The organism is Paraburkholderia elongata, assembly GCF_013177735.1.
Classification (GTDB): Bacteria; Pseudomonadota; Gammaproteobacteria; order Burkholderiales; family Burkholderiaceae; genus Paraburkholderia; species Paraburkholderia elongata.
In genome coordinates, this window is sequence record NZ_WOEZ01000092.1 from 35,558 (window position 1) to 62,383 (window position 26,826).

A 26,826-nucleotide genomic window follows, 5' to 3' on the forward strand; every position below is an offset into this window, starting at 1 on the left:
CGACTATCATGAAAACCATCGACTTCCAGATCGACGCAGACGGCATCGCGCGGGTTGGCATCGACGTACCGGGGCGGACGATAAACGTCTTCGTTCCAGAACTGCTGACGGACCTGGCGAGCGTCGTGGAAGCGATCCGCACGCGCGACGACATTCGAGGTGCAATCCTGACCTCGGCCAAGGCAAGCGGGTTTATAGCGGGCGCGGACCTCAAGGACTTCGCGACCGCGCATGATCGACGCGTATCGGCGCAGTCGGCGCGCGACATGACATTGCATGCGTCGCAGATCTTCCGCAGCCTCGAGACGAGCGGCAAACCGGTCGTGGCGGCAATCAACGGACTGGCGCTGGGCGGCGGTTATGAACTGTGCCTTGCGTGCCACTATCGCGTCCTGGTCGACGATCCGAAGGCCGTGGTGGGGCTGCCCGAGGTGACAGTGGGACTGCTGCCGGGAGCGGGCGGAACCCAGCGCCTGCCCCGGCTGATCGGGATCGAACGCGCGATACCGTTGCTGCTCGACGGGCGCCATGTCGGGCCGGTGGACGCGCTGCGAATGGGGCTCGTCGACAAGGTGGTCGCTCGGGATCTCGTGTACGCGACCGCGCGCGAATGGGTGCTCGCCCATCCTGCCGCGTGTCAGCCATGGGACGTCAAGGGATTCAAGGTGCCCGGCGGCGCAGGCGCGCTCGCGCCGCACGCGGCAAAGACGTTCGGGTTGGGCGTCGCGGCGCTGCGCGCGGCGACGCGGGACAACTATCCGGCGCCCGGCGCGATCCAGTCCTGCGTCTATGAAGGAACGCAGTTACCGCTCGACGCGGCACTGCGGGTCGAGGCAAGCTATTTCGGCAGTCTCCTTGCCGGATCGGTGGCCCGTAATCTGATGCGTACACTGTTCTTCAACAAGCTGGCCGCGGACAAAGGCGTCGGACGACCCGGCCTTCCCGACGAGAAAGTCGTAAAACTCGGCGTGCTGGGGGCCGGCATGATGGGCAGTGGCATTACCTATGCGGCCGCCGTATCGGGAATCGACGTGGTGCTGCTGGACGCGAATCAGGCGGCCGCCGAGCAAGGCAAGGCACGTTGCGCCGCGCTGCTCGCGAAGGAGGTGGCGAAGGGGCGGCGCAGCGAACAGGCCGCGTCTGACGTACTCGCGCGCATCACGCCTTCGGATGCATTCGCATCTGTCGCGGACTGTGACCTGGTGGTCGAAGCCGTCTTTGAGAATCGCGAGATCAAAGCTGACGTGATCCGGAAGGCAGAGGCGGTTCTGCCGAAATCGGCCGTATTCGCGAGCAACACCTCGACGTTGCCGATCACGGGACTCGCCCAACACAGTATGCGCCCCGGCCAGCTCATCGGCATCCACTTCTTCTCGCCGGTGGAGCGCATGCAGCTCGTCGAAGTCATCGTGGGGCGAGACACGTCGGAGTCGACCCTCGCGCGTGCGCTCGGGTTCATCAAGCAGCTCCGCAAGACTCCAATCGTCGTGAACGACAGCCCGGGCTTCTATACGAGCCGGATCTTCTGCGCGTTTGTTGATGAAGGCATGGCGATGCTGGCGCAAGGCGTGGCGCCCGCGCTCATCGAAAACGCCGCGAGGCAGGCCGGGATGGCGACAGGGCCGCTTGCCGTGACCGACGAGGTCTCGCTCGAACTTCAGAAGCAGGTCATCGACCAGGCAATCGCGGACGGTCTGCCCGATCGCTGCCTGCGGCAGCACGCCGCTCCGGTCGTCGAGAAGCTGACATCCATGGGTCGTCTTGGCCGCAAGGCGGGAATGGGGTTCTATGACTATCCGCAGGGTGCGAAAAAGCACTTGTGGAATGGCCTGAGTGCACTTTACCCGCTGCTGGAGCGGCAGCCTTCCGTCGAGGAGGTCAAGCGGCGGCTGCTCTATATTCAGGCGCTCGAAGCCGCCCGCTGCATCGAGGAAGGCGTCCTGACGGACGCGGCCAACGCGGATATCGGTGCCGTGATGGGGCTCGGGTTTCCGACATGGACGGGGGGCACACTGTCGCTGATCGAGACGATCGGCCTGAGCACGTTTGTCGCAGAGTGCGACGGGTTTGCGTTGCAGTTTGGCGAACGCTTCCAGCCGTCGGAATGGTTGCGCAGACGCGCAAACGCGAACGAGCCGTTTTTTGCGCAACCGGCGTAACGACTTAGCGCGAGGGTACTTGAACATGCGACGCACTCATTTCGACGCGGATCATCTCGCGTTCCGGGACACGGTCAGCCGCTTTTTTCAGGGGGAAATCGGCCCGCACGCCGAACGTTGGCGCGAACAAGGCTTCGTCGATCGCCAAGCCTTTCGGAAGGCGGGTGAGCAGGGCTATCTGCTCATGTGGGCACCGGAGATTTACGGGGGACTGGACCTGACCGATCTGCGCTTCGAACAAATCCTGTACGAGGAGAACGTTCGCCACGGCGAACTCGGCTTTTACATCAACCTTCACTCACGCGTCGTCGCGCCATATCTCGGCACGTTCGGAACGGACGAGCAGAAGGCGCGCTATCTGCCGCCCGCAATCCGTGGCGAAGAGATTCTCGCGATCGCGATGACGGAGCCAGGAGCGGGAAGCGATCTCGCCGGCATGACGTCGCGCGCACAGGACATGGGCGACCATTGGCTGCTCAACGGCGCGAAGACGTACATCTCGAATGGCAGTCTGGCCGACGTGGTCATCGTCGCCGCGAGGACCGTGCCTGCAAGCCGTCACGGAATCGGCCTGTTCATCGTTGATGCGGGCATGCCGGGATTCAGGCGCGGCAACAGGCTGCGGAAGATCGGCTTGCATGCGCAAGACACGGCGGAGCTGTTCTTCGACGATGTGAGGGTATCCAAGAGCCATGTCCTGGGCGACCCGACCAAGGGTTTCGTCTACATGTCGGAACTGCTTGCGGAGGAGCGCCTGCAGGTCGCCATCGGGTCGATTGCGCACGCGCAGGTGGCGTTCGACATCACGCTCGACTTCATCAAAGAAAGGAAAGCGTTCGGCCGGTCGCTCGGATCGTTCCAGCACCTTCGTTTCGAGATGGCCGGGATGCGGGCGCAGCTCGATGCCGCGCAGGCGCTGGTCGATCACTGCGTGATGGAAGCGAACGCGGGGGCGCTCACGGCTGTCATGGCATCGGAGGCGAAGCTTCTTGCGACCGACCTCGAGAACCGGGTGATCGATACGTGTGTGCAGTTCCATGGCGGTGCCGGCTACATGGAGGAGTACCGCATCGCGCGGATGTTCGCCGATGCGCGCGTATCACGGATTTTTGCGGGCACCAATGAAATCATGAAAGAGATCATTGGTCGCGACCTGGGACTCGACGACAGGAAACACAAGCAATGAGGACGCGTGTCACCGAAATTTTGGGTATTCGCTACCCGATCATCCAAGGCGGGATGATGTGGGTGGGAACCGCGGAGATGGCCTCGGCGGTGTCTAATGCCGGCGGTCTCGGCACGCTCACCGCACTCACTCAGCCGACACCGGATGCGCTGGCGGCCGAAATCAAACGCTGCCGCGCGATGACATCGCGACCGTTCGCAGTGAACCTGACGATCCTGCCAGCAGCGAGCCCGCCACCATACGAGGCCTACCTGGATGCCGCGTTGCAGGCGGGCGTCAGGATCATCGAAACTGCGGGCAACAGCCCGAAAGCGTTCATTGAAAAGATCAAGGCCGCCGGCGGCGTCATCATCCACAAGTGCACCACCGTCAGACATGCATTGTCCGCGCAACGCAACGGCGTCGACATTGTGAGCATAGACGGCTTCGAGTGCGCGGGTCATCCCGGCGAGGACGATGTGTCGGGGCTGATCCTGATCCCGCGCGCCGTTCAGGCGCTCGAGATTCCGGTGGTCGCGTCGGGGGGCATAGGAGACGGACGGGGCATGGCGGCCGCATTCATGCTCGGCGCGCAAGGCGTCAACATGGGCACGCGCTTTTGCGCGACGGTCGAGGCTCCTATTCATCCGCATATCAAGGACGCGCTCGTTCGGGCAACGGAACGGGACACGCAGTTGATCTTCCGGACGCTGAACAATACCGCGCGCGTGTTCAAGAATGCCGTTGCCGATGAGGTCGTCGCCATCGAGCGCGGGCCGGGCGGTTGCGAGTTCAAGGACATTCACCCGCTGGTGGCCGGTGCGCGCGGCAAGGTCGCGCTTGCGAAAGGTGATATCGACGGCGGCATCATCACGGCGGGCCAGGTGATCGGGCTGATCCACGACATTCCGACATGCGAAGCCCTCATCGAGCGGATGGTCGCCGAATGTCGCACTCGATTGCAGCAGGTGCTGGCGCGACTCGTGGACTGAACGCTGGCGGCCGCGCCCGATTGGGGTCCGCGACGAGATCGCGATGACCCGACGGAGGCGCGCTGCTGGCGTGCGGAAGCGCGGCGTTGGTCGTGTTGAATCAACCGGCAAAAGGACATCGGCATGATTTGGGAAGGGAAAATTTTGTGCCTCACACGTCTGGAAGACGGTGTGGCGGAGCTGTGCTTCGATCGTCGGGGGCAGACGGTCAATGTGCTGGATCGGGCCGCGCTTGAGGAGCTTGAGGCTGCGCTTGACGCCTTGTACGCCGCCGACGATATCCGCGGACTCATCGTCACGAGCGCCAAGGATTCTTTCATTGTCGGCGCCGATATCTTCGAATTCTCGAGAACGTTTTGCCTGCCCGAAGCCGAGTTGCGCGCCTGGGATGCTGCATGCAGTGCGATCTTCACCCGTCTGGAAGATGTGCCGTTTCCGAGTGTGTCGGCCATCAACGGTGCGGCGCTCGGTGGTGGCCTGGAACTGGCACTGACAAGCGACTTCAGGGTCGCCGCGACGACGGCGCAGGTTGGACTCCCCGAGGTCGGGCTCGGCATCGTGCCGGGATTCGGCGGGACAGTGCGCCTGCCTCGCATTGCCGGTGCAGTGGTTGCACTCGACTGGATCGTCGGCGCGGGCACGAGAACGATAGCGGTCGCACGGGAGGCCGGTGTCGTCGACGTCGTGTGTGAACTCCCGAGCCTCCGAAGCACGGCGCTGTCGTGCCTGCGCGAGGCGATCGGTCGCCCCGATGCGTGGATGGCGCGCCGGCGCGCGCGGCTGGCGCCTTGCGAGGTATCGAACGACGCACTGGAGCGGGCAAAGACCGCCGCGAAGCGCTACGGCCGGCATTTTCCGGCAGCCGCTGCTGCGGTCGACCTGATCGGCGACGCGGCGTCGCTCGCGCGAGAGGGGGCACTCGAACTCGAAGCCGACACGTTCGCGAGCCTGGCGAAGACCCAGGCGGCCGCATCGTTGACCGGCATCTTCATCAACGAGCAGGCGCTGAAGAAAAAAAGCCGCGATGCAGCGCGCGTTGCCCATTCGGTGCGCAGGGCCGCGGTGCTCGGGGCGGGCATCATGGGGGGCGGCATCGCGTACCAGAGCGCATTGCGTGGCACGCCGATCATCATGAAGGATATCGCACCGACGGCGCTGGATCTGGGGATGAGCGAAGCCGGGAAGCTGCTCGGGAAGCAGGTCGGTAGCGGCAGGATGTCGGGCGACGCAGCGCGGAAAGTGCAGCAAAGCATCGTGCCGACGCTCGACTTTGACGGTTTCGACGGCGTGGATCTCGTGATTGAGGCCGTCGTCGAGAAGCTCGGCGTGAAGCACGATATGCTGGCAGAGGTGGAGCAGCGAATCCCTGAGGACGCGGTGCTGGTGTCGAACACATCCTCGCTGTCGATCGCCGAACTGTCGACGGCATTGGCTCGCCCGGAGCGTTTTGCCGGCATGCATTTCTTCAACCCGGTGCCGCAGATGCCGCTCGTCGAAGTGATTCGTGCACCGCGAACCTCGCCGCAGACCATTGCAACTGTCGTCAGCTTTGCGCGGTCGATGGGCAAGACACCGGTGGTTGTCTCCGACTGTCCGGGATTTCTTGTCAATCGGATCCTGACCGCCTATATCATGGGCTTCCTCTTACTCGTACATGATGGGGGAGACTTTGTCGCGATCGACACGGCGATGGAGGCGTTTGGCTGGCCGATGGGACCGGCCTATTTGCAGGACGTCGTCGGCATGGATACGGCTTCGCATGTGATCGACGTCATCAGCGACGGTTATCGCGATCGAATGAATTTTTCCGGTCGGCATGCGGTCAAGCTGATGGCCGGCGCCGGGCGCCTCGGTCAAAAGAGTGGACTCGGATTCTACCGGTACGAGCCGGACGAGAAAGGTCGCATGCGGAAGCTGCCTGCGGATGAGACGCATGCGTTACTTGTGTCGGCGCAGTCGAACGGTGTCCGTGATTTTCCGGTGGAAGAAATCATACAGCGAATGATGCTGCCGATGATCATCGAGGCCGCGCGCTGCCTTGAGGAGGGGGTCGCGGAATCGCCCGGCGACATCGACATGAGCCTGGTTCTCGGGGTGGGATTCCCTCGTCATCTGGGCGGCGCGTTGCGATATGCCGACACGTTGGGTGCGCGGTGGATCGTGGAGGCATGCGAACGCCTGGCGCCACTTGGACCGCTATACGAGCCGAGCCCGCGGCTGCGGAGCATGGCTGAGCGTAACGGGCGTTTCTTTGATGACGCAGATGGCCGTCTCGAGCACTGACATCGATACAGCCGGGTGCGCTGGCCGTAGACGATCCCCGGTTGTTCGAATCAGGTGACGGCATCACAAAGGAATTCACTTCAATTTTGCACGAGTGAAATCCGGGAGGTATCTCCGGTCAGTTCACGCGGGGTGCCTACGATCATTTTCAGGGTCTCAGATTGCCCGGATATCGGGATCACGATTCAATTCACTTTCAATTACTTCTTTGGGGACTACGCCATGAAATCACTATCAACCAATTCGTACCAAGCGTTTGCGCTGGTCGGCCGAGTTCTCTTGGCCACCATATTTCTTGTCAGCGGGTTCGGCAAACTTGTAGCCGCCAGTGCGACCATGGGATATATAGCGTCGGTCGGATTGCCTGCACCCATGCTCGGTTATGCCGTCGCATTGACACTCGAGATTGGTGGCGGCTTGCTACTGATCGTCGGCTACCAGACGCGGCTGGTGGCGACGCTGCTGGCCATGTTCTCGATCCTCACTGCGCTCTTCTTTCATCACGCGTTCGGCGATCAGAACCAGATGTTTCATTTTCTGAAGGATCTCGCCATTGCCGGGGGGCTCGTCCAGGTCATCGCGTTTGGCGCGGGCGCATATAGCCTCGATGGTCGTCGCGGTTTGCCGGAAGTTCGTGCTGCATGGTGAACCACGGCGAGTCAGGCGTGGCCGCCACGTCTGAACCGTCGTTCCGGGCGGGGTGTGCCTCTGGCACAGCCCGCCCGCCGTTGGCGCAACGACAGCAAGCACGATCGCACGTTCGTCGCACGGCGATGTCGTCGGCGGACGCCTGATGGGGCATACTTGGTGAAATCGCTTGCCGTCAATACGGCAACGTAATAACCAGGGGCATGTCTTTACTTGAAATCGCGAAGTACCAGTCCGATCGAAAGGGGCCACGTCTCTGTTACGAACATGGAGACAATCGATGGTGGACCTGAACGATGTGGCGCTCTTCATCAATGTCGTCAAGGCCGGCAGTTTTGCGGAAGCGGCCCGGCGCCTCGGATTGCCGGCGAACACCGCGAGCAGGCGGGTCCAGGCGCTAGAGCAGGATCTCGGAGCGCGCCTGATGCAGCGCTCGACGCGCCGGCTTGTATTGACCGATGCGGGTCAGAGGCTGTTCTCTCAAAGCGCCGCGCAGATCGAATCCGTGACGCAGTCTGCCCAGGAGATTTCCGAAGGCAACGCAAATCCCTGCGGGAAGGTGCGCGTGGCCGCGCCGGCGGATTTCTTTCTTATCCTGCCGATCGACCGGGTGAACGAGTTTCTGATGGCCAATCCGCGAGTCCGGTTGGAATTCATCCTGAGCGACAATCGAGCCGATCTGCTCGCCGAAGGAATCGATGTGGCGCTGCGGATCGGCAAGGGAATCGAGCCGAATCTGGTCGCCCGGCAGATAGGCTGGATCAGCGGCGGCCTAGTGGCGAGTCCCGCGTACCTCGACGCGCATGGCATGCCCAAATCGCCGTCCGATCTGTCGGATCACGACTGCATTGCGATCCCGACGAATCTGTCGGGTTATACGACATGGCGTCTCGAAGGACCAGATGGAGAGCACGAGGTCGCGGTCAGGGGGCGGTTTCACGTCAACAGCGTTCAGTCCCAGATCTACGCCACGCTCGGCGGTTGCGGTATTGCACTGCTTCCAGTCGCGACCACGCTCGAGCATCTGGAGGCCGGGCGACTAGTGCGGGTGCTTCCCGAGTACGGTATCCATCGGGTTGGCGTCTACTTCGTCTTTCTCGATCGACGACAACTGCCGCGCGCGGTAAGCGCATTCATCGACTTCGCGATGACGAAGATTCTCGACGCAAAAAGCATTGAGCCGCTCGCGTCCGCCGGATAGGGCGCAGAGCAGCGCGAGCGCGCGATGATCGAGATGGCTGCAAGATCGTCGTATTCGACGATGACCGCCAGGTTTCCGGTTCCTATACTGCGGACAAGGTCGCCTGGTGACCGACGCGCGAGCTGCCTGATCGAAGTTCGGAATTGTATGGCCGCGGCGCGCGTTCTCGTCTTTTCAATTTACGTACTCGAGAGGTCAGCATGGCTGAAGCATATATCGTTGCCGCAGTGCGTACCGCTGGCGGTCGACGCAATAGCCGCCTATCGGGTTGGCATCCTGTCGACCTCGCCGCCCAGGTTCTTGATGCGCTGATCGATCGCTCCGAAGCCGATCCGGCGATGGTCGACGATGTGATCGTCGGTTGTGTCAGTCAGGTTGGCGAACAATCGATGAACGTTGCTCGTAATGCTGTTCTTGCCTCGAAGTTACCGATTTCAGTGCCCGGAACCTCGGTCGACCGGCAGTGCGGTTCATCTCAACAAGCATTGCACTTCGCCGCTCAGGCCGTCATGTCCGGGACGATGGATGTCGTGATCGCCGCAGGCGTGGAAGTCATGTCGCGTGTGCCGATCGCATCGGCAAATGCGGTGGCAATCAAGAGTGGCATGGGCGGGTATATCAGCCCGCGTGTTAGCGAGCGCTACGATCATCGCGAATTTAGTCAGTTTGACGGCGCCGAAATGATCGCAGCGAAGTACGCATTTTCGCGCGACGACCTCGACCGCTTTGCGCTTCAGAGTCATTTGCGTGCAGCAGAGGCGGTGCGCACGGGACGCTTTTCAGCGGAGATCGAGCCGGTTCGCGTGACAGCTCGTGATTCGGAAGCCGCAGCCGGCGACGACATGCATGTCATTGACGAGGGTATCCGGTTCGACGCTTCGCTCGACAGCATCGGCAGCGTAAAACTTCTGCAGGAGGGGGGCCGGATTTCCGCAGCTTCCGCGAGTCAGGTTTGCGACGGCGCGTCTGGTGTGATGGTCGTGAGCGAGCGCGGCCTGAAGCTGTTGGGCGTCAAGCCGCTGGCGCGCATCCATCACATGTCGGTGTTCGGACACGATCCGGTAATCATGCTGGAAGCACCGATTCCGGCAACGCAGCGCGCCCTCGCGAAAGCCGGACTGAAAATCTCCGATATCGGCTTGTACGAGGTCAACGAGGCGTTTGCGCCCATCCCACTCGCATGGCTGAAGCAGCTTGATGCGGATCCGGCCCGCCTGAATGTCAACGGGGGGGCGATCTCGCTTGGGCACCCGCTCGGCGCATCGGGTACGAAACTGATGACCACACTCATTTACGCGCTGGAACAGCGCGGCGAGCGCTATGGCCTCCAGACGATGTGCGAAGGTGGCGGCATGGCCAATGTGACGATCGTCGAGCGGCTCTGATCGTCGTCAAAGTCGCACAGCACGGTCATCTCGACGAGCAGCTCGTTGGCCAATCGAAGCGAGCGCAGCGTATGCGGTATCGACCGGGCGGTCTCGGCGATGATCGCAGCGTCAGGAGTATCACTCTTGGCTTCGCCAGCATGTAGGCAGCGATCGGCAATGCGCCAATGGTGGCGGGTTGGTCGATGGTGAACAGGAGTCGGCTGTGCGCCTTGAGCCCGACGATGAGGGTACGGAGCTTGACATCATCGTTGGGAAGTGCCTTGTTCTATCCGCGCTTGCCGCTCCGATCGAGCGCGACGGCATGGTACTGGCCTTTGCCAAAATCGACACAAACGAAGCGGCTTGAAAAACTTTCACAACCCGATCCGGCGCGAAACCGGCGCAGCATGTTCGTCAATTGACTTGACGATCTCTGCCGAACCAGTAAGGCTCTCGAAGCGTCCGCCGCAGAATCTTGCCGGACGCATTTCTCGGCAGGGCATTGACGAAATCGATACTCTTTGGAACCTTGAACCCCGCGATACGTGCACGGGCGAATTCAATGATACCGTCGGGGTCCGGGGTGACGCCGGGCTTCGGTACGACAATCGCTTTGACCGCCTCGCCCCATTTTTCATCGGGTACGCCGATCACGGCCACTTCGACGACATGCGGATGCCCGTAAATCGCGTTCTCGACCTCGGCAGGATAGACGTTTTCGGCGCCCGAGATGATCATGTCCTTCACGCGATCGTGGATGTAGAGATAGCCGTCTTCATCCAGGTAGCCGGCATCGCCGGTTCTCAACCAACCTTGAGCGTCGACGACCGCGTCGGTGGCTTCCGAATTGCGCCAGTAGCCGGCCATGTTCGCCGCCGAGCGCGTCACGACTTCGCCGACAGTGTTCGGTGGTAGCGCGTTTCCGTGCGAATCGACGATGCTGATCTCGACCCCCGGCATTGGCAAGCCGGCGCCCCGCATGCGCGCGTTGCCGGAAAGGTGGTGATCCTCGGGTGGCAGATACACGATGGTGCCGGACGTTTCGGTCATTCCATACTGCTGACAGAACGCGCACTCGAACAGTTTGATGCACTCGCGCAGTAGCTCGATCGGCATAGGAGATGCACCGTAGAGAATGCATTTCAGCGCGGAATAGTCGATGTCGCGCGCCCTTGGCGACCGTGCGACCAGCTGCAACGCTGCCGGCACCATGAACAGCTGTGAAATCCGGTCACGCTCGACACAGTCGAGCACTTTTTCAGGATCGAACTCGCGCAGGATGATGCTCTTCACACCATGGTAGAGCCCGATGACTCCCCACACGGTTCCGCCGACATGGGCGACGGGCATTGCGACAAGACTGATGTCATCAGGTTTCCACGCGAACCACGACAATCGTGCCCTGGCCGCCGCGCGACGTCCTCGAAGCAGATTTGCGTGGGTGAGCATCACCCCTTTCGGCCTTCCGGTGGTTCCGGACGTATAGAGTTGCAACGCGACATCATGCTCGTCGACGCAGAGGTCGACTTCATCGCCCGAGGCTGTATCGCGCCAGGTCTCGAAGAGTTCGTGAGGCGATAAACAGGGCTGGTCCATCGCGATTACTTTGGGACGTCGCTTGAGGCCGGACAAGGCCTGCTCGACCTGGGACATGGTCTCCGCTCCGATGAAAACGATCGATGCGCCGCAATCCTCGATGATAAAAGCCATTTCCGCCGGCGTGAGCCGCCAGCCGACGGGCGTCAGCACGACGCCCGCTTTCGCGGCGCCAAACACGAGTTCGAAGTATTGGTCACTGTTCTTGCCCACGTATGCAATGCGATCGGCCCGTTTCGCGCCTGCGACGGCCAGCGCGTGCGCGACCTGGTTCGAATGCCGGTTGAATTCATGGTAGCTTGTCTCTCTTCCCTCGAAGCTCATGGCGACGGACGTCGGACGCAAGCGCGCGTAGTGGCGGGCGATAGCGCCCAGCGTTGGCATCGAATCGAAGTCGGTCATCGGATTCGCGGATGGTTGCGTGCAGGTTACCAATGGTTTCTCCGGAGGGGCGGCATCGCATCTTGCGGCGCGCCGGGCTCAGCGCATCAGACCGAGCTTGCGCGCGATCGCGATGGCTTGGGTGCGGCTGCGAGCATTCAACTTGCTGTTGATATTGCGCAAGTGGGTGCGAATCGTGCTGTCGGAAACGAAGAGGTTTTCCGCCATGGCGGCGTTGGAGTAGCCTTCCGCAAGCAATTGCAAGACCCGCAATTCCTTGCGTGTCAGCGGCTCCAGCAAGCCGCCGGGGCAACGCGACGAAGGGGGCGGTGCTTCGGCCGCGGGTGACGGATTGAGCGCATGCAGGAGTCGCTGCACATACTCGGCGAGCACGGGCGTGTTGCGTTGGCTCCCGCTGCCTTGCGTTGCGTCGAGACAGCGCTCGAGTAAGGGGATCAGCACTGCACCCTCGTCCAGAATCGAGCGCACGAACCCTTCGTGACACATGTGATGCAATACGGGCATCGCCATCTCAACGGCACCTTGCGTCATGCCGTTGCGCTGCAGTGCGATCGCCGAAAGGAGACGCAGTTTGAGAGCGCGAATGCCCCGCTCCGATTGTTGCGCTTCGGCAAGTACCGGCTCAAGCTGCTGCAGCGCGACAGCCGGATCACCGAATAGCATTTCCCAGCGCGCGCGTCCGATCACGACATCTTCGACGTCGTTGGCCGGCAGGCTCAGCCGCGCGACACGCCGCCACAGAGCAGTGTCGTCGCTTCGGTCGAGTTCCTCACGCGAAAAATCCGCGTAGCCCTGCAGCAACAACAGCCGGGCGCGTTCGAGCCTCGACGACGCGACGACACGTGCCAACTGGCGTTCAACGCCGAGGTATTCCAGTTCGGTTAGAAATTGTAACGAACGGTCGACATCACCCCGCTGGAATGCAATCCGAGAGCGCATCCGGTAGCCCATGATGATGTGATCTGGGAGGCCGACGTCACGCGCCAGCGGCAGATAGACGCTAAGCAGATGCTCGGCCTCCTGGACGTTGTTGGCCTCGTAGACCGAGGCCGCGTAGGGCACACCAGCCCATGCGTTACCGCTGGTCAGGTTGTATGAGAACGCGGAGGTCGACCCGATTGCGATGCGAAACCGTGCCGTCGCGTCACGCAGGCGTCCGAGCTGTAGATCGACGAGTCCTTCTGTCGATTCCGTATGCATACGAACGAACACGCCCTTGTTCTGCACGCGCCGCGCGGTGTCGAGCAGGCGGTGCGCTTCGCGATGATGGCCGAGGACCGAAACGATATGGCCCATCGAATTGCACAGCACACCATCAGCAAACGCATTGATCGACGGCAGTTTATCGAGGCATTGCTGGCCGAGAGTGTAGCCGTCCTCGAACCGATCCATCATCGCGAGCAACATCGGGCGTTGACCGTTGACATGTGCGCGTACCTGTGGGTCCTGACTTTCAGCGCAACGTGATCGATCCAGCAGCTCCATCGCCTGACGAGGTCCCTTGGTGAATGCCAATGCCCAAACCGCGATGACCTGCAAACACGGGTACATGAGCAGCTCGCGTGGCTGGAACGCTTCGAACCAGCGTGCCAGCAACCGCATGCGACCTTGCTCCAGAAAATGATCGACATGTTGTGCGAGCAGCGATAGCGCATACGGATGATCCGCTCCTTCGATGGCATGGTCGATCGCCGGCACAATTTGATGCCGCTCCTCGTACCAACCGGCGGCCGCCAGATGGAGGCGCAGAATCTTCTCGGGCTCCTCGCGACGCAATTGCGCGCACAGGTAGTCTGCGAACATGCTGTGATAACGCCAGGTGCGATCCTCTCCGCCGGCGGGAATGAGGAAAAGGTTGGTGCTCACCAGCCGATCCAGTATGTGGTCCGCATCCAGTCTCGGATTCAGGGCCTGGCACAGGGAGGGATTGAGCTGCCGCAGGATGCTGGTTCGCAGCAGGAACTCGCGGATCTCCGTGGACTGATACGCCAGCACGTCTTCCGCGAGATAAGCTGCCATGTCGCGGTGCGAGCCCGAAAAGCGCTCGATGAAGTCGCTCTGTGCGCCATGACGCGCGAGCGAGACTGCCGCGAGCGATAGCGCCGCTGCCCAGCCCTCGGTTTTTTGGTGCAGGCGCATCACGTCACCGCGTGACGGTGGCTGCTTCAGTCGTAGTTCGAACAATTGCTGCGTATCGTCCGGCGAAAAGCGCAGATCCTCGGTATCGATCTCGAGCATTACACCCTGAACACGCAGACGCGCAGTGCCGATATCGGGCTCGGCTCGCGTACCGATAACGACCTGGCAGTTGCGAGGCAGATGTTCGATCAGCTCGCGCACCAGACCGATGACAGATAGTTCGACGAGTTTCTCGAAGTCGTCGAGGAACAACGTGAAGGCGGTGACTTCGCGAGATATCGCCTGCAGGATTTCCAGCGGTGTGGCCGACGGAAGTTCATCGAAACCGGACAGCACGATCGCCGTACGCAGGCAGTTGATGAAGCGTGGTAGGTCGTTGTCGGCGCGCTCGAGTGTGAGCCACGCGGTATGAATATTCGCGTGATCAAGGTGGTTGCGGGCCTGAGCCATTGCTGTCGTCTTCCCGAAACCCGCTGGCGCGCGAACCAGGATCAGTTTAGCGCGGGTATGCTCGATCCGCTGACACACAGCGGCGCGCGGAACTTCGTAGCTGGCCGATTTGGCTGACAGGGTCCTGCTGAAGGGTTCGGGCGCTACGGGGAGCGTAGAGAACGAGACTGACGCATTCATCACAGGCACCCTCAATGTGAATATCGACCGCGTGACCTGATGGTGATTTCTCAGGTGAGTCGTGAAAAAAAATATAAGCGTCGCTGGGCCTGTCGACTAGGCATGAAGGACGGATTTCACTCGTCCAGAAATGGTGGGAATCTGTGGTTGTTCGTTCAGGACGCCAGGAATGTCCTCGGTCGGGCTGCCCATCGCTTTGCGGGGCCTCGGCGAGGCGATGATTGTCGCCGGTTGTGGACGAGTGAAATCCAGGCAGGGCAGCTAATCGTCGAACACGGCGTTGGATAACATGTCCCCACGCGCTGCGTATGTGGTGATTCATTGTGGTTGCGCCATCGGGCCTTTCGGAAAAAGACACTGGCCACCCGTCGCAGGCGAGAGATGTGCAAGCTTTCCAGATCAACGCCGGCCTTTCGGAACTACATCGTGAACTGGTCAATGCCGGTGCCGGGATGACATTGCACTATTCAATTTTATGGAGTCTCCATTTATGACGACGCTACTTCACATCGACAGCAGTATCCGAAGCACGGGTTCCGTTTCACGTCAGCTCACGGCCGAATTTGTGAGCAAATGGACGATTGCCCGGCCTGGTGATACGGTCGTCGCGCGCGATCTGGCTCGCGATCCCGTCCCGCATCTGACCGAGCAGATGATGGGTGCCTTTTTCACACCGGCCGACTCGCGGTCGCCCGAGCAGGCCAAGACCGTGGCGTTGTCTGACACGCTGGTCGACGAACTGTTCGCTGCCGACGTCATCGTGATTGGCGTGCCGATGTACAACTTCTCGATCAGCTCGACGCTGAAGGCATGGATCGATCACGTGACTCGTGCGGGCGTGACGTTCCGCTATACCGAAACTGCTCCCGTCGGTCTGGTCAGTGGCAAGAAGGTCTATGTCTTCACGGCCAGTGGTGGCGTCTATAGCGAAGGTCCCGCGCAGTCGATGAACTTCCAGGAGACGTACCTGCGTGTTGCCCTCGGCTTTATCGGACTGACTGATGTCACCGTCGTGCGCTCGGAAGGACTGGCAATGGGTGAACCGTCAGTCCAAGCCGCGTTGACTCACAGTGGCCGGATGATCGACGAGTTGGTCTCTGTGTAAAGCGGCAGGCCGTAAATATTCGACGTAGCAGGGGGCGCCGGGTTCCGCAGGCCGATGCCGATCCGGGAGGTGGCTGGTTACACGATGGATACGAGGGAAAAGCGATGCCACACATGATTGCCGATCCCCGCATGGCGGAATACTCGTGAGTGGAGACCTGTCCGGTCAACTGCATCAGCCCCAGCGCGTCGGACGAGGATTTCGACGGCGCCGAACAGTTGTATGCAAATCCCAACATTTGCATCGATTACGGTGCCTACCTCGAAGTCTACCTGGCGCTGGGGATCTTTGAAGCGGACTATCTTCCGGAGAAGTGGCGACATTACGCGCAGGTCGATCGCGACTACCTCCGGGCAAGAGGGCGTGAGGATGGTGCTGCCATTGCGCGTTGTGATTGTCGGAACCCGCCCGGCTGCGATGGATGCGGTCGGACACATGTTCGAAACTGACGAGCTATCGCCCGAGATCGACGTCTTCTAGTCTTACCCTCTTATATTTTTGCGGTCTACTCTTTTAGTGAATGGTGCAAACGTTGCGTGAGCCGTAGTGCAAGCAAGATACGCAACGTAGTGATGGAATCAGGAACGTGGCGTTGTGGGCGCTGGACTGCCGCGTGGGATGTAATCCGGGGGAAGGACAGGCAGCGCGCGTTCAACGAAGTTTTTTTTATCGTCGGTACCTGATCCCATCCTGAGTCTGCATGCCATCAGAAACCCATATGCAGCGATACTCAGTGTGGCATGGTTGTGAAAGCCGCGCCAGCCGCGCCCTTCGTAGTGACCCAGCCCGAACTCCTGTTTTAGATCCTGATAGTCGCGTTCGATACGCCAACGCATCTTCGTCACAAATACGAGTTGTTCGAGTGTCGCCTCCTCAGGAGCCGTGCTGAGAAAGTATTTGAGCGGCTCTGTATCGCCTTCGGGCCATTCAATGAGCAACCACTCTTCAGCGCGCAGGGTAGTGCGCCAATAGTCGCGATGAGCGGGACGAACCCGCACGGCGGCAAAGCGTGAGGAGAGTGCCGCGTTGCTGCCCTCTCGCCAGGTTCCGGTTTGCCAAGCGTTCGCGGGGAATTGCATCGCCAGCGTCTTGACCGCGAGCGGTCCGTGGCCGGGCGCACGGCGCAGCAACGTGGACGGCTTGCCACGCCCACTCCACGGCTTGGGGGAAAGGGGCGCCTTACCGGGTTCCCACACCGTGGTGGCGGGGCGAATCCCCACCGCGTATATCAAGCCCAACTCGCTCACGCCATCCCGAAAGGCCGTCTCATCACCATATCCCGCATCGGCCAGCACGATGCCCGGCGCAATCCCGGATGCAATAGCCTCGCGCAGTTGGGCCAATGCGATCTGTGGTTTGGTTGCGAAGGCCTGATCGTCGGGAATGCCCGCGCGACGGGCACGTTCCCGATCGTCAATCCATTCCTTGGGCACGTACAGCTGATAGGCGATTGGCAGGCTGCCGAGTTGCGTCGCGATCGATAAACTCACTGTGACCAGACAGTTGTCCTGTTTCCCGAGCTGACCACAATACTGGCGTGCGACCCCCACCGAGCGGCGGCCCTTCTTCGGAAAACCTGTGTCGTCAATAATCCAGTAGTAACCGGCCTATTCAGCGGCATGCGCGCCTAGCGCGGGCATCACCCACTCGCGCACCCGCTGCATGATCGCCTTGTCAGACCACTCTGCCTTGGCAACAAAATGGTGGAGCGACTGATGCTTCGCACTTGCGTGAAGCGGATCAATATGCGCGGCCATCGGCTCGACGCTCTTTCGTGACAGCGGCAACACCAGGCCAGAACAGTAGCCTTTAAGGCCGGCGTGGCGATCAGCGTGTCCTAACTCGTGGGCCAGATGGTTGAGATACGCTTCAAATTCATCGATATCTTCTGTCATTGCGATCGCCCGGAGTCTATATTAGTTCATAGTGCCAGGTATTTATTTTTATTGACACGGTAAGAATAGAGAAATGCGCAAGTACGCCCTGGACAACGCGGCTGGCTGAAGGCATTTCACGGGTTGATCGCAGTTGGTGTGAATTCGTCTGTTCCGACGATGACGTGGCGGTGCCAAGCTCCATAATCGTTTTCATTCTGAGACGACTCCTCCCTAGGCAATATTGGCGCATCTGCATGCGCGCCAATTTCGAACGAGACTCAGCGATAGATGGAGAGCATCCGTTAGTTTCGTTTCGGAAAATCACTCGTACATTTTCATTAAATCGATTTGTCAGTCAACGGAAAACGATGCTGCAACTTGAACGACACCTGATAATCGGATGGGAGGCGGCAATGAAGCGATCCACGGGAGCAATTTGGGTACTGGGCGTTGTTGCTGCAGTGGTGCTGATATTGGTGTGTATTGGTGATGAATCATCGGACGAGCAGACGATTCGGAACGCATGCGCATACTACGGCGGCAGTTGCGTGTCTCCTGAAATTTTTTTAGGAGCGTCTATTCGCCTGTTTCCATGAATGGTTTGGCTATTTCGACTTGTATCGGAAATGGATTGTCATCAGAATAATAATTTCGGATTGGAAGCGGATTAAGCGAAATTTATATAAGACATAATGGTAAGAGTCACGTGACTCAAACACTTGCGCGTACGTGCACAATGGCACCGGAAGGATAGGTTATTGATGGACTAACGTCAGAATGGATGTTTAAATTCACCTTGGGAACAATATGGCAAGACGGTGGAAAAACACGAGTCAATGTGTCGGCAGTAGGTGCGTGAAAGGAGGCGATCTGGGAATCAGCAACAATCCTGCGTTTGATCGATTCGACTACCGGGTCAGTCATGCCAGCAGCATCGTCACCAAGATTGGCAATTGAAGGAAACGGATGACGAATTCGAATGATTTGAACGGTGAGCAGCACCGTCAGCGGGAGTTTATGGAATACGACGTCGTGATCGTCGGCGGCGGCCCGGCTGGCCTGTCCGCTGCGATCCGCCTGAAGCAGTGGGCGGCGGAAAAAGGCGTCGAGCTTGGCGTGTGCGTACTGGAAAAAGGCTCGGAGATCGGGGCTCATATCCTGTCGGGCGCGGTGATGGATCCGCGCGCCATCACCGAACTGATCCCGGACTGGAAAGAAAAAGGCGCGCCGCTCACCGTCGACGTGACCGAAGACAAATTCCTGTTCCTCACCGAAACCGGCTCGAAGAGCGTGCCGACCTGGGCGCTGCCGGACAACTTCAAGAACCACGGCAACTACGTGATCAGCCTCGCGAACGTCACGCGCTGGCTGGGTCAGCAGGCTGAGGCGCTTGGTGTGGAGATTTTCCCGGGCTTTCCGGCCGCTGAGATTCTGTATAACGACGATGGCTCGGTCAAAGGCGTCGCCACCGGCAATCTCGGTATCGGCAAGGATGGCGAGCCGACCGAGAACTTCCAGCTCGGCATGGAGCTGCACGCGAAATACACGCTCTTCTGCGAAGGCGCGCGTGGGCACCTCGGCCGTCAACTGAACGACAAGTTCAAGCTGCGCGAAGGCGTCGATCCGCAGGTCTACGGCATCGGCATCAAGGAACTGTGGGAAATCGATCCGGCGAAGCACAAGCCGGGTCCGGTGATGCACACCGCCGGCTGGCCGCTGGAGAACGACACGTACGGCGGCTCGTTCCTCTATCACATGGACAACAACCAGGTGGTGGTGGGCTTTGTGGTCAGCCTCGGCTACACGAACCCGTATCTGTCGCCGTTCGAAGAATTCCAGCGTTACAAGACACATCCGGCGATCCGCGCGATTCTGGAAGGCGGCAAGCGGGTGTCGTACGGCGCGCGGGCGATTACCGCGGGCGGCCTGCTGTCGCTGCCGAAGCTGGTGTTCCCGGGCGGTGCGCTGGTCGGCGACGATGCGGGCTTCCTGAACGCATCACGGATAAAAGGTTCGCACGCGGCGATCAAGACCGGGATGCTGGCCGCTGAGGCGGCATTCGATGCCGTGCAGGCAGGCCGCACCAGCGATGAGCTGACGGCCTATCCGGAGTCGTTCAAGACGTCGTGGCTGCATACGGAGTTGCATCGCGCGCGCAACTTCAAGCAGTGGATGAGCAAGGGTCTGTACCTCGGTACCCTGATGGTCGGCGTCGAGCAGAAGCTGTTAGGCGGCAACGTGCCCTGGACGCTGCATCACCAGCATTCCGATCACGAGATGCTGAAGCCCGCTTCGCAGTGCAAGCAGATTGTCTATCCGAAGCCGGATGGCAAGCTGACGTTCGACCGTTTGTCTTCAGTGTTCATCTCGAACACCAACCATGAAGAGAATCAGCCGGCTCACCTGACGCTGAAAGATCCTTCGGTGCCGGTGAATGTGAACTGGCAGACCTATGCCGGTCCGGAGTCACGCTACTGCCCCGCGGCGGTGTATGAGTTCGTGAAGGACGACGACGGCAACGAGCGGCTCGTGATCAACGCGCAGAACTGCGTGCATTGCAAGACCTGCGACATCAAGGACCCCACGCAGAACATTGTTTGGGTGACGCCTGAAGGTGCCGGCGGGCCGAACTATCCGAATATGTGAATCACGCGTGCGGCCGCAGATCTCAATCTGCACGCCTTGATATAGAGGACACCGACAAATGATGATTGGGGTACCTGTAGAAACGCGGGCGAACGAGGCGCGCGTCGCCGCGACGCCCGAAACGGTCAGGAAGTACGTGACCCAGGGCCACCGGGTCACCATCCAGAGCGGCGCCGGCACCGGCGCGAGCTTTCCTGACGATGCCTTTACAGCCGCCGGCGCGGAAATCGTCGATGCGGCCACCGCGTTCGGCGCGGATCTCGTCCTCAAGGTCCAGTCTCCGACCGATGCGGAGTTGCCGCTACTCAAGCGCGGTGCGACGCTGGTCGGCATGCTCGATCCCTTTAACGCCGAAAACGCGCTGAAACTCGCTGCGGCCGGCGTCACCGCGTTTGCGCTCGAAGCCGCGCCGCGTACCACACGCGCGCAGAGCCTCGACGTGCTATCGTCGCAGGCGAACATCGCCGGGTACAAGGCGGTGCTGCTGGCGGCGACCCTTTACCCACGCTTCATGCCGATGCTGATGACGGCCGCCGGCACCGTGAAAGCGGCGCGCGTGCTGATTCTCGGCGCCGGCGTGGCCGGTTTGCAGGCGATCGCGACCGCCAAGCGCCTGGGCGCCGTGATTGAAGCGTCCGACGTGCGTCCGGCGGTCAAGGAGCAGATCGAATCGCTCGGCGCCAAATTTCTCGATGTCCCATACGAAACCGACGAGGAGCGCGAAGCCGCACAGGGCGTTGGCGGCTATGCGCGGCCGATGCCGCCGGGCTGGCTGCAACGCCAGTCCGCGCTGGTCCACGAACGGGCGAAACAGGCCGACGTGGTGATCTCGACCGCATTGATCCCTGGCCGGGCCGCACCGACGCTGATCTCGGTGGAAACCGTCCTGGCGATGAAACCCGGCTCCGTGCTGGTGGACCTCGCAGCAGGGCGCGGTGCCGAGTATGAAGGCCGGCGCGGCGGCAACTGTCCGCTCACCGAAGCGGACCAGGTCGTCACCAGAAACGGCGTGCAGATCGTCGGCTATACGAATCTGGCTTCGATGGTGCCCGCCGACGCGTCGTCCTTGTACGCACGCAACCTGCTCGACTTCCTCAAGCTGATCATCACCAAGGAAGGCGCCCTGAACATCGATCTCGCAGACGACATCGTCGCGGCCACGCTGCTGGCCCGCGACGGCGAAGTCACGCGCAAGGCATAGCAACGATGTTGCATGGGACCGCAGTAAGCGCTAAAGCGCCAACTGCGGTCGACAAAGGAGAGAGGAATGGAAGTCATCAACCACACCGTCATCAACCTGATCATCTTCGTGCTGGCGATTTATGTCGGCTACCACGTCGTCTGGAACGTCACACCCGCGCTGCATACGCCGCTGATGGCCGTGACCAACGCGATCTCGGCGATCGTGATCGTCGGCGCGATGCTGGCCGCGGGCCTCACGCTGGGCACGCCCGGCAAGTTCTTCGGCACGCTGGCTGTCGCGCTGGCGGCGGTGAACGTGTTCGGCGGATTCCTCGTGACGAGGCGAATGCTGGAGATGTTCCGCAGGAAAGAGCCGAAGAAGCTTATCGCTGACAAGACGGCCAAGGAGAACGCGTAATGAGTCTGAACGTCGTCACGCTGCTTTATCTGGTCGCGTCGGTCTGCTTTATCCAGGCGCTCAAGGGGCTGTCGAATCCGAAGACGGCGCGCACCGGCAATACCTTCGGCATGGTCGGGATGGCAATTGCGATCCTCACCACCATTGCGCTGATCGTCAAACAGGCGAATGCGCTCGGCTCGAACCTCGGTCTGGGGCTCGGTCTGCTGCTGGTCGCGTTGGTGATCGGCGGTGCGGTCGGCGCGTTCGTCGCCGCGCGCGTCGAGATGACCAAGATGCCGGAACTGGTCGCGGCGATGCACTCGCTGATCGGTCTTGCCGCCGTGTGTATCGCGTATGCGGTGGTGTCGGAGCCGTCGGCCTTCGGTCTCGTCGATCCGGAGAATGCGATTCCGGGCTTCCTGCCGTATGGCAATCGCGTCGAACTGTTCATCGGCACATTTGTCGGCGCGATCACGTTTTCCGGTTCGGTGATCGCGTTCGGCAAGCTGTCGGGCAAGTACAAGTTCCGGCTGTTCCAGGGCGCACCGGTTGTCTATGCAGGGCAGCACCTGATCAACCTGTTCCTCGCGCTCGGGATGCTCGGCTTCGGCGTGATCTTCTTTCTCACGCAATCGTGGCTGCCGTTCATCATCATGACGCTGATCGCGTTCGTGCTCGGTGTGCTGATCATCATCCCGATCGGCGGCGCGGATATGCCGGTGGTCGTGTCGATGCTCAACTCGTACTCGGGCTGGGCGGCGGCGGGCATCGGCTTCTCGCTGAACAATCCGATGCTGATCATCGCGGGCTCGCTGGTCGGCTCGTCGGGTGCGATCCTGTCGTACATCATGTGCCGCGCAATGAACCGCTCGTTCTTCAACGTGATTCTCGGCGGCTTCGGTAACGAGGCGGGTGCGGCTGCGGCGGGTGGATCGGCGGAGCAACGTCCGGTGAAATCCGGTTCGGCTGATGATGCGTCGTTCATGCTCGGCAATGCTGAAACCGTGGTGATCGTGCCGGGTTATGGTCTTGCGGTCGCACGCGCGCAGCATGCGTTGAAGGAACTCACGGACAAGCTGGTCGAGAAGGGCATCGAGGTGAAGTACGCGATTCACCCGGTGGCCGGCCGGATGCCGGGACACATGAACGTGCTGCTCGCGGAAGCCGAAGTGCCGTACGACATGGTCTACGAAATGGACGACATCAACGGCGAGTTCGGTCAGGTCGACGTGGTGCTGGTGCTCGGTGCGAACGACGTGGTGAATCCGGCCGCGAAGAACGATCCGAAATCGCCGATCGCGGGCATGCCGATCATCGAGGCGTACAAGGCGCGCACGGTCATCGTGAACAAGCGTTCGATGGCAGCCGGCTACGCGGGTCTCGACAACGACCTGTTCTACATGGACAAGACGATGATGGTGTTCGGCGACGCGAAGAAGGTGATCGAAGACATGGTGAGGGCAACGCCCCAATATGCCGTCCCGAAATAACGTTGCATATGCGCGCGATCTTTTCGAGGCTGGCATCAACCGTAGGGAACCAGACGGACAGCGTACGACGGCCACAGGAGGAACGCAATGATGATGAAAAAACCGCCGAGAAACTGGCTGAAAGTTGCTGTACTCGTGCTGCTTGGGCTAATCGGATTCGGCGTGGCGGGTACTCGCGCCTGCGAATGGAGCGAAGAGTTCCCAGGCATGATTTGCGCGGCCGGTTCGTCGTATGCGCAATTCCTCAGCCTGACGGGCGTCGCGTCGATCCTAGCCGCAGTGATGGCGAGACGGTGTGGCGCCGACGAAGACACATTGACGTTCGTTGGTGCCGTATGCGGCGCCGCGGTTCTGTTCGCGACGCTCTCAACGACCTACTAGTTATCCTCCCAGAGAAAACTTCGCATAGACGCGCGATCTCTTCGAGGCTGGGATCAGCCGTTGAGATTCTGCCTTTGAATGACCATTTCAGCTGCCATGAAGCCAATCTGGGCGCGCAGTACCAGTGAATGCGGAATTGAGCGAGGACGGCTCAACGACAACAGCTGCTCTTCTCGGTTGGATGAATTCGACCACATAGGCTCCGCTTACGATCGATCGTGTTCAGATGCAAGCGCGGATGTCTGGTCAACGGGTTGCTGCGTGGAAGGCACGTCGCTGCAAGATTGGCCGGACTCGGGCAGTACCTAGCGATTCCACGCTGTATCTGGGAAGAGTAAGTGGTAACCAAAGAACATGGAGGAGGACAACATGACGGCAGGCTTTGAGAAAAAAGTGGCACTTGTTACCGGAGCGGGCGGCGGCATCGGGGAGGCGGTCGCGCACGATCTCGCAATGAACGGAGCGAGCGTACTGGTCGTAGATATCCACGGCCCCAATGCGGAAGTAGTTGCGGGGGCAATTCGTGAACGCGGAGGCAAAGCCGTGAGTTTTTGTGCAGACGTATCGGTGTCCGCGCAATGCAGAGCTGCAGTAGAAAAAGCGGAACGGGAGTTCGGCTCTTTACATTATTCTGTCAACAACGCGGGTATTGGCGGGCGGTTCGACGCGATCACGGACATCGAAGTGGATGAGTGGCGCAACGTGATGAGTGTAAATATCGACGCGGTGTTTCTCGGTATGAAGTACCAACTGTCTGCGATCGAAAAGAGCGGTGGCGGCGCAGTCGTAAATATTGCATCTATCTACGCTCACCTCGGTCTTCGCAGATTTGATGCGTATACCGCAAGCAAGCATGCAGTGCGTGGCTTGACGCGCTCCGTGGCGATCGAGTATGCAACACGCAATATCCGGGTCAACGCCGTGTCGCCGGGTCCAATCCTGACGCCGCTGACGAGAGGGGCGAAGGAACAAATCGATACCATCACGGCGATGACAGCAATGAAGAGAATGGGCGAGCCGGTCGAAATCGCCAAGGCGGTGTCGTTCCTGCTTTCGCCAGACGCGTCCTTTATCACGGGTGCAGAGATCGTGGTTGATGGAGGCGTCATGCTGTCGTAGCGATTCCGCTATCAATGATAGATGTCTCTTTCGGTCGACGTTACAATTACCAGTGCATTGCCCCTCGCCGGATGTGGCTCGAATGTGCGATTGAGCAGGGGACTAGCACAGGCGGGTAGTGTAACGGCGCGCGTCCTCACCCCCCATTAAAGAGGACGACGCCAGCGGAGTTTTCCGCTAGGGCATTTGTGGAGCACAGAATCAAGGGGCGTTATATCAGGGGCGTCGCCGCGTCTTCAACCGCTACGAGATTGCAGAAGGTCAAGGACGCGACGACGTTACTGGAATCAGAGCGTCTCGTAAGACGCCTGCTTGCCATTCAAGCGGGCCTTGCGGGGGCGAAGCCCGAGAAGCAGGAGCCGGCTGATCTCAGCTGCAACCTCAGACACCGAGCGTTTGCCGTTATCCTTCGAGGATATCAAGTAGTTGAAGGAACCAGCCGATGCTTGCTTGACAGGTTCGAAATCCAAGCGCTTCAAGCTTCCGTCCTTGACGCCACGCTCGGCCAGTTTCACTGACCTCGCCCATAAGGCACCCGCGCGCCTAACGATCGCCCTTTGAAGCTGCTTGGGCAACATTTCTGCGCCAGTACTCATCCATAGGGGGGAAATGCTTTCAAGCTGAGCTTCCACGTTCAATTCAATAGCCATCACCGTGCATTCGAGACCTGTCAGACCCTTCTCCGCCGCCGACATGATCTGTTCATAGATGTTGAAGGCGCGCTCATAGCAATAGGCAACAAGGGCTGGTTTACTTTGAAAGTAATGGTAAACAACGCCCTTCGTGGCGCCCAGTTCTAGCGCAACGTCGTCCAAGGAAACGCCGTCTATTCCGCGGCTATTGAAGAGCCGCGACGCCACCAGAGCGAGCGACTCGCGACGATCGTCCCAATCGGAGCCGCGCGGATTTCTAATCACGTCCTTGATACGCTTTCGCGACGGTAGGACTTCCATTCCTTCAGACGCCATTCCGTCTGTTACAAGATCTGGAATGGCGTTTGCCATACGACTCGCGAAGTCCTCATCAGGAAAAATTATCCATAAGAGAGATAACGTTGCCCACGACAAAATGCCAAAAATAGCCTGGCAGACAACCTCAACATCGCAGTTTCTGATGGACTCGTCCTTGATCCCCTCTCTGATCAGCATTGCCAGTGCCGCGACGTTTCCTGACCTCAACTTCTGGACAGTGGCCTGCTGCGTTTTCGTAAGAAAGGCAAGTTCTGTCAGGACGGCCCGGGGCTGGTTGTTGCTCGAGTCAAGCGCTAGGCGAAGGAATGTTACAACCTTGCCTAACCCGTTTGCATTCGCTTGCGCCGCACGATCGAGATCCTTTCGAAGCAATGCGTTGGTTCGCGAATAACACTGATACACAAGATCCTGCCGATCGATGCAATAGTTATAGAGGGCAGCTCGGCCGAGCCCAACGCGACGGGCGATGGCGGTTAGGCTGGCTCCAGCAACGCCAGAGTGATTAAATTCCACTGTCGCTTCATCGAGGACAGCCATGTGTCGCGCTGCACGCGCTTCGTCTGCCAATGACCGCATCACATTCCCAAACTAAGAATCGCAACCGGAAAGTTGAATTTCGTAGGTCCCGTCAAAAAACCATTGAAGAACCGATGCAAGTGATTAAGTTGCTACCTCCCGGTCGAAGTGTTTCTTCAATGCCGTAAGAGACACAGACTGGTTCGATGCAAATGTCAATGCACTTTGGCCGAATCACATTGTGATATCTGTGCTTTGGACTCCGAACTTGTAGAGCATGCTCTATGTTCCGAGCCGTAGAAGCTGCGTTACGGCCCAATGTGTGGTGTTACGCAAATGCGCCAAGGGTCGCGAGGTCTAGGTTGGTCGTAGACCAGAACGGATTGTTCTGCCATCTCTCGCCAAGTCATTTTGCGTGGTTCGTACACTGTTGGCAAGGAACTTTTAATCACCGGAATATGCGGTGATATGCGCAGCGACCGTCGATCCGTTGCCGTCGATAGCGCTTTGGCTTACATGGTGTGTCGCGAAGACGCGCTGTGGCGTTGGCGGCGTGT

19 protein-coding genes and 2 pseudogenes are annotated in these 26,826 nt (G+C 60.1%); 16 read left to right on the plus strand and 5 right to left on the minus strand.

The window, feature by feature from the left end; translation table 11 throughout:
• Positions 1 to 8 precede the first annotated feature (8 nt).
• From GNZ13_RS17980 to GNZ13_RS18010, 7 genes are all read left to right on the plus strand, one after another.
• Positions 9 to 2,159: a 3-hydroxyacyl-CoA dehydrogenase NAD-binding domain-containing protein gene (locus GNZ13_RS17980; RefSeq protein WP_172166784.1), complete on the plus strand. Its 2,151-nt coding sequence runs from the start codon at positions 9 to 11 to the stop codon at positions 2,157 to 2,159.
• Positions 2,160 to 2,184: 25 nt separating this feature from the next.
• On the plus strand, positions 2,185 to 3,345 hold the full coding sequence (locus tag GNZ13_RS17985; RefSeq protein WP_172166785.1) for an acyl-CoA dehydrogenase family protein: 1,161 nt from the start codon (positions 2,185 to 2,187) through the stop codon (positions 3,343 to 3,345).
• Positions 3,342 to 4,316 (plus strand): NAD(P)H-dependent flavin oxidoreductase, encoded by a 975-nt coding sequence (locus GNZ13_RS17990; RefSeq protein ID WP_172166787.1) that lies wholly within the window; start codon positions 3,342 to 3,344, stop codon positions 4,314 to 4,316. The genes GNZ13_RS17985 and GNZ13_RS17990 overlap by 4 nt, the downstream gene beginning before the upstream one ends.
• Positions 4,317 to 4,439: 123 nt before the next feature.
• Positions 4,440 to 6,599, plus strand: a complete 2,160-nt coding sequence (fadB, locus tag GNZ13_RS17995; RefSeq protein WP_172166788.1) for a fatty acid oxidation complex subunit alpha FadB — start codon at positions 4,440 to 4,442, stop codon at positions 6,597 to 6,599.
• 222 nt (positions 6,600 to 6,821) lie between these two features.
• The gene (locus tag GNZ13_RS18000; RefSeq protein ID WP_172166874.1) at positions 6,822 to 7,247 is read left to right on the plus strand and encodes a DoxX family protein; all 426 of its coding nucleotides are present in this window, start codon (positions 6,822 to 6,824) and stop codon (positions 7,245 to 7,247) included.
• A 280-nt stretch (positions 7,248 to 7,527) separates the two neighbouring features.
• Entirely contained in the window at positions 7,528 to 8,448 is a 921-nt protein-coding gene (locus GNZ13_RS18005; RefSeq protein WP_172166790.1) for a LysR family transcriptional regulator, read from the plus strand.
• A 200-nt stretch (positions 8,449 to 8,648) separates the two neighbouring features.
• Complete coding sequence (locus GNZ13_RS18010; protein ID WP_172166791.1) at positions 8,649 to 9,833, plus strand: acetyl-CoA C-acetyltransferase; 1,185 nt, start codon at positions 8,649 to 8,651, stop codon at positions 9,831 to 9,833.
• Here GNZ13_RS18010 and GNZ13_RS18015 read toward each other — a convergent pair.
• The 3 genes and pseudogenes from GNZ13_RS18015 to GNZ13_RS18025 form a co-directional block, all read right to left on the minus strand.
• A pseudogene (locus tag GNZ13_RS18015) lies at positions 9,833 to 10,224 on the minus strand (IS110 family transposase); the annotation flags it as partial. The gene GNZ13_RS18010 and the pseudogene GNZ13_RS18015 overlap by 1 nt on opposite strands.
• A gap of 5 nt (positions 10,225 to 10,229) precedes the next feature.
• Positions 10,230 to 11,813, minus strand: a complete 1,584-nt coding sequence (locus tag GNZ13_RS18020; protein WP_172166792.1) for a fatty acid--CoA ligase — start codon at positions 11,811 to 11,813, stop codon at positions 10,230 to 10,232.
• A 78-nt stretch (positions 11,814 to 11,891) separates the two neighbouring features.
• Positions 11,892 to 14,402 carry a LuxR C-terminal-related transcriptional regulator gene (locus GNZ13_RS18025; protein WP_236002059.1) on the minus strand — a complete coding sequence of 837 codons (2,511 nt, stop codon included), beginning with the start codon at positions 14,400 to 14,402 and terminating at the stop codon, positions 11,892 to 11,894.
• Positions 14,403 to 15,072: 670 nt separating this feature from the next.
• Here GNZ13_RS18025 and GNZ13_RS18030 point away from each other — a divergent pair.
• A complete protein-coding gene (locus GNZ13_RS18030; protein WP_172166795.1) occupies positions 15,073 to 15,687 on the plus strand; it encodes an FMN-dependent NADH-azoreductase in 615 nt (204 codons plus the stop codon).
• A gap of 149 nt (positions 15,688 to 15,836) precedes the next feature.
• Positions 15,837 to 16,136: a hypothetical protein gene (locus GNZ13_RS18035; protein ID WP_216674905.1), complete on the plus strand. Its 300-nt coding sequence runs from the start codon at positions 15,837 to 15,839 to the stop codon at positions 16,134 to 16,136.
• A gap of 129 nt (positions 16,137 to 16,265) precedes the next feature.
• Here GNZ13_RS18035 and GNZ13_RS18040 read toward each other — a convergent pair.
• Positions 16,266 to 17,582 (minus strand): annotated as a pseudogene (locus tag GNZ13_RS18040) (IS701 family transposase).
• Between the two features lie 236 nt (positions 17,583 to 17,818).
• On the opposite strand from GNZ13_RS18040, the gene GNZ13_RS18045 reads away from it, so the two are divergent.
• The 7 genes from GNZ13_RS18045 (at position 17,819) to GNZ13_RS18075 (ending at position 24,782) form a co-directional block, all read left to right on the plus strand.
• Positions 17,819 to 18,160 (plus strand): hypothetical protein, encoded by a 342-nt coding sequence (locus GNZ13_RS18045; protein WP_172166797.1) that lies wholly within the window; start codon positions 17,819 to 17,821, stop codon positions 18,158 to 18,160.
• A 370-nt stretch (positions 18,161 to 18,530) separates the two neighbouring features.
• Entirely contained in the window at positions 18,531 to 20,210 is a 1,680-nt protein-coding gene (locus tag GNZ13_RS18050) for an electron transfer flavoprotein-ubiquinone oxidoreductase (RefSeq protein ID WP_172166799.1), read from the plus strand.
• Between the two features lie 58 nt (positions 20,211 to 20,268).
• The gene (locus GNZ13_RS18055) at positions 20,269 to 21,411 is read left to right on the plus strand and encodes a Re/Si-specific NAD(P)(+) transhydrogenase subunit alpha (RefSeq protein WP_172166800.1); all 1,143 of its coding nucleotides are present in this window, start codon (positions 20,269 to 20,271) and stop codon (positions 21,409 to 21,411) included.
• A 66-nt stretch (positions 21,412 to 21,477) separates the two neighbouring features.
• Positions 21,478 to 21,810, plus strand: a complete 333-nt coding sequence (locus GNZ13_RS18060) for an NAD(P) transhydrogenase subunit alpha (RefSeq protein ID WP_172166802.1) — start codon at positions 21,478 to 21,480, stop codon at positions 21,808 to 21,810.
• Positions 21,810 to 23,282 (plus strand): NAD(P)(+) transhydrogenase (Re/Si-specific) subunit beta, encoded by a 1,473-nt coding sequence (locus GNZ13_RS18065; protein WP_172166804.1) that lies wholly within the window; start codon positions 21,810 to 21,812, stop codon positions 23,280 to 23,282. Before GNZ13_RS18060 ends, GNZ13_RS18065 begins: the two co-directional genes overlap by 1 nt.
• A gap of 87 nt (positions 23,283 to 23,369) precedes the next feature.
• Positions 23,370 to 23,663, plus strand: coding sequence for a hypothetical protein (locus GNZ13_RS18070; protein WP_172166805.1), 294 nt, complete (start codon positions 23,370 to 23,372; stop codon positions 23,661 to 23,663).
• A 369-nt stretch (positions 23,664 to 24,032) separates the two neighbouring features.
• A complete protein-coding gene (locus tag GNZ13_RS18075) occupies positions 24,033 to 24,782 on the plus strand; it encodes an SDR family NAD(P)-dependent oxidoreductase (protein WP_216674906.1) in 750 nt (249 codons plus the stop codon).
• A gap of 287 nt (positions 24,783 to 25,069) precedes the next feature.
• Here GNZ13_RS18075 and GNZ13_RS18080 read toward each other — a convergent pair whose 3' ends face one another.
• The gene (locus GNZ13_RS18080; protein WP_172166809.1) at positions 25,070 to 26,290 is read right to left on the minus strand and encodes a TetR/AcrR family transcriptional regulator; all 1,221 of its coding nucleotides are present in this window, start codon (positions 26,288 to 26,290) and stop codon (positions 25,070 to 25,072) included.
• Between the last annotated feature and the right edge of the window lie 536 nt (positions 26,291 to 26,826).

Coding starts and splice junctions, on each gene's coding strand:
- GNZ13_RS18070 (WP_172166805.1), top strand. CDS start 23,370: ATGATGATGAAAAAACCGCCGAGAAACTGGCTGAAAGTTGCTGTACTC.
- GNZ13_RS18055 (WP_172166800.1), top strand. CDS start 20,269: ATGATGATTGGGGTACCTGTAGAAACGCGGGCGAACGAGGCGCGCGTC.
- GNZ13_RS18025 (WP_236002059.1), bottom strand. CDS start 14,402: ATGGCTCAGGCCCGCAACCACCTTGATCACGCGAATATTCATACCGCG.
- GNZ13_RS18050 (WP_172166799.1), top strand. CDS start 18,531: ATGACGAATTCGAATGATTTGAACGGTGAGCAGCACCGTCAGCGGGAG.
- GNZ13_RS18075 (WP_216674906.1), top strand. CDS start 24,033: ATGACGGCAGGCTTTGAGAAAAAAGTGGCACTTGTTACCGGAGCGGGC.
- GNZ13_RS17990 (WP_172166787.1), top strand. CDS start 3,342: ATGAGGACGCGTGTCACCGAAATTTTGGGTATTCGCTACCCGATCATC.
- GNZ13_RS17985 (WP_172166785.1), top strand. CDS start 2,185: ATGCGACGCACTCATTTCGACGCGGATCATCTCGCGTTCCGGGACACG.
- GNZ13_RS18065 (WP_172166804.1), top strand. CDS start 21,810: ATGAGTCTGAACGTCGTCACGCTGCTTTATCTGGTCGCGTCGGTCTGC.
- GNZ13_RS18045 (WP_172166797.1), top strand. CDS start 17,819: ATGCGCGCCAATTTCGAACGAGACTCAGCGATAGATGGAGAGCATCCG.
- GNZ13_RS18030 (WP_172166795.1), top strand. CDS start 15,073: ATGACGACGCTACTTCACATCGACAGCAGTATCCGAAGCACGGGTTCC.
- GNZ13_RS18020 (WP_172166792.1), bottom strand. CDS start 11,813: ATGACCGACTTCGATTCGATGCCAACGCTGGGCGCTATCGCCCGCCAC.
- GNZ13_RS18010 (WP_172166791.1), top strand. CDS start 8,649: ATGGCTGAAGCATATATCGTTGCCGCAGTGCGTACCGCTGGCGGTCGA.
- fadB (WP_172166788.1), top strand. CDS start 4,440: ATGATTTGGGAAGGGAAAATTTTGTGCCTCACACGTCTGGAAGACGGT.
- GNZ13_RS18080 (WP_172166809.1), bottom strand. CDS start 26,290: ATGGCTGTCCTCGATGAAGCGACAGTGGAATTTAATCACTCTGGCGTT.
- GNZ13_RS18005 (WP_172166790.1), top strand. CDS start 7,528: ATGGTGGACCTGAACGATGTGGCGCTCTTCATCAATGTCGTCAAGGCC.
- GNZ13_RS17980 (WP_172166784.1), top strand. CDS start 9: ATGAAAACCATCGACTTCCAGATCGACGCAGACGGCATCGCGCGGGTT.
- GNZ13_RS18000 (WP_172166874.1), top strand. CDS start 6,822: ATGAAATCACTATCAACCAATTCGTACCAAGCGTTTGCGCTGGTCGGC.
- GNZ13_RS18060 (WP_172166802.1), top strand. CDS start 21,478: ATGGAAGTCATCAACCACACCGTCATCAACCTGATCATCTTCGTGCTG.